This is a genomic window from Corallococcus terminator, assembly GCF_003611635.1.
Lineage (GTDB): Bacteria > Myxococcota > Myxococcia > Myxococcales > Myxococcaceae > Corallococcus > Corallococcus terminator.
Genome location: NZ_RAVZ01000597.1, coordinates 1 through 2,590, shown reverse-complemented (window position 1 = coordinate 2,590; position 2,590 = coordinate 1). Strand labels below are relative to the sequence as shown.

Below are 2,590 nucleotides of genomic sequence, written 5' to 3'. Positions count from 1 at the left end.
CCCCCCAGGCCCGGCACGGCACCAGCCGCCCCCGTCGTCCCGCCGTGCGCATCGTCGCGCAGGGCGGCACGTCCCGCGCGAACGTCCGCAAGACGGCGCGCCGCAGCCTCCCCGCCCTCTTCTACGACCTGCACGACGATTTCCGCGTCCCCGGCCGCTGGGAACCCGGCGATCCCCGGGGCCTGGATGACAAGGTCGTGGGCGGTGTGTGGATGTTCACCGCCGGGCACCCCGTCGAAGTCGACGGCCCCATGCGCATCCCCAATGAAGCCCGGATGTCCCCCCTGGACTTCTCACTCGCCGGCGCGGGCCTCACGCCCGTGGTGCACCCTCGCGTGGCCGCCATCTTCGCGCGCCTCGCCCCCGGTGACGTGCAACTGCTCCCCGTGGACATCGAAGGCCAGCGGGAGCCGTACTTCCTCCTCGTCGCCACGCGCCTCATCCACTGCATCGACGAACCCGCGTGTCTGGAGGCCCACCGCTACGGTCCCGGGGATGGCCTGCCCGAGCGCGTGGGCCAGTACCGCTCCGTGCGGGGCCTGCGCATCGACCCGACCCAGGTGGACCGCGCCCGCGTGTTCCGCCCCTGGGGCTGGCCCGTCACCCTCGTCGTGTCCGAGGTCGTGAAGGAAGCCCTCGAAAGGGAGGGCGTCACCGGCGCGCGCTTCACCCCGGTGACGGACACCCGGCACTGAAAAGCAGTGCCGGGCGCGACTACTCCTTCTCGATGTCCCGGTCCCAGAGCTGCACGCGGCCGTAGTCCTCTGACAGCCGCCGCACCATCTCCGCCGCCAGCGCCACCGAACGGTGCTTGCCGCCCGTGCACCCCAGCGCCACCGTGAGGTACGCCTTGCCTTCCTTCTGGTAGCGCGGGAACAGGAACCGGCAGAGGTCCACGACCTTCTCGAGGAACTGCTGCGTCTCCTCGCGCTCCAGCACGTACGCGGACACCTTGGGCACCTTGCCCGTGAGCCCCTTCAACTCCGGCACGAAGTAGGGGTTGGGCAGGAAGCGCACGTCGAACACGAGGTCCGCCTGCGGCGGCACCCCGTACCGGTAGCCGAAGGACATGATGGACAGGCTGGGGCCCATCGTCGGCTCCGGACTGAAGCGTCCCTGCACCATGCGCTTCAGGTCGTGCACGTTGAGCGCCGACGAATCGATGACCTGATCCGCCAGCTCGCGCAGGTCCTTGAGGGCCTCGCGTTCCGCGTGGATGCCCTCCGCCACCGTGCCCTCCGGGGCCAGCGGGTGGCGCCGTCGCGTCTCGCTGAAACGGCGCAGGAGGCTGTCGTCGCTGGAGTCCAGGAAGAGCACGTCCACCTGGTGGCCCGCGCGGCGCACGTCGGCCAGGATGCGGGGGGCGTCCTTGAGGAAGATGCCCTCACGGACGTCCATCACCAGCGCCATGCGCTCGATGTGGCCTCCCCCCGCCAGCTCCGTGAGCTTGGGTAGGAGGAGCACCGGCAGGTTGTCGATGCAGAAGAACCCGGCGTCCTCCAGCGCACGGATGGCGGTGGATTTTCCGGATCCGGACATGCCGGTGATGACGATGATCTGCTTCGCGGGGGCGGTCACTCGACCTCTTCTCCCAGATTGCGGCGCATCGCCCCCTGGGCGATGGCTCGATTGAGTCGTTCGGCGAATTCCCTCGCCGAGTGGTGGCCCTGCAGCTTCAACAACTGATTGCGGGCCGCCACCTCCACGATGGTGGCCATGTTGCGTCCGGGACGCACGGGGACGACCGACAAAGGGATGTCCACGCCGACGATTTGCAGGTGCTTGTCCTCCACGCCCAGCCGGTCGTACTCCTGGTGCGGATCCCACTCCTGCAACTCGATGACAAGCTCTATCTTCTTCTGCTCCCTGACGGCGGACACTCCGAACAGGTCCTTGATGTTGATGATGCCCAGGCCGCGAATCTCCATGTGGTGCTTGATGACCGGGTTGCCCGCGCCGTAGACGGCCCCCTTCCTCCGGGTGACGTCCACGATGTCGTCCGCCACCAGCCGGTGGCCCCGCATCACCAGGTCCAGGGCGATTTCACTCTTGCCGATGCCGCTCTTGCCCAACAGCAGGATGCCCACGCCGAACACGTCCATCAACACGCCGTGCAGGCTGCTGGACTCCGTGAGGGCGTCCTCCAGGAACAACTGAACGCGCTGGATGAACTCGCTGGACAGCAGCGGCGTCTTCATCAGCGACAGGCCCGCGGCCTCGCACGCGTCCACCAGCGCCTTGGGCGCATCCAGCGCCTTGGTGACCACCACGCAGGCCAGGTCCTCCTCGCCGAAGAGCTTGGCCAGCGACGCGCGCTGCGCGTCCTCCGGCAGGGTGGCCAGGTAGGAGATCTCCGTGTTGCCGAACACCTGGACGCGGTGCGGGTGCAGGTGTTCGGTGAAGCCCGCCAGTGCCAGGCCTGGCTTCTGGATGCGCGAGGAGTCCACCGTGCGCTTCAGACCCTGGGTGCCCGCCATCAGGGTGAGCCGCAGGTCGTGGCCCTCGTCCTCGAGGAGCTGGGAGATGCGAATGGATTTCATCGTCGGGACGTGGATATCACCCACCGGCCCCTGGAGGTGAACCCCACCGT

At 68.3% G+C, this 2,590-nt stretch carries 3 protein-coding genes; 1 reads left to right on the top strand and 2 read right to left on the bottom strand.

All coding sequences use genetic code 11. From position 1 onward, the window contains the following. Window positions 1–695, top strand: a 695-nt coding sequence (locus tag D7V88_RS40550) for an imm11 family protein (RefSeq protein ID WP_244238663.1), incomplete at its 5' end; no start/stop codon positions are given. 19 nt (window positions 696–714) lie between these two features. Here D7V88_RS40550 and rapZ read toward each other — a convergent pair. Both rapZ and hprK read right to left on the bottom strand, forming a co-directional pair. Further along, window positions 715–1,578, bottom strand: a complete 864-nt coding sequence (gene rapZ / locus D7V88_RS40545) for an RNase adapter RapZ (RefSeq protein WP_120545831.1) — start codon at window positions 1,576–1,578, stop codon at window positions 715–717. Beyond that, the gene (hprK, locus tag D7V88_RS40540) at window positions 1,575–2,540 is read right to left on the bottom strand and encodes an HPr(Ser) kinase/phosphatase (protein ID WP_120545830.1); all 966 of its coding nucleotides are present in this window, start codon (window positions 2,538–2,540) and stop codon (window positions 1,575–1,577) included. The genes rapZ and hprK overlap by 4 nt, the downstream gene beginning before the upstream one ends. Window positions 2,541–2,590 lie beyond the last annotated feature (50 nt).

Excerpts from the sequence above, each read along its gene's own strand:
- hprK (WP_120545830.1), bottom strand. The coding sequence starts at position 2,540 with ATGAAATCCATTCGCATCTCCCAGCTCCTCGAGGACGAGGGCCACGAC.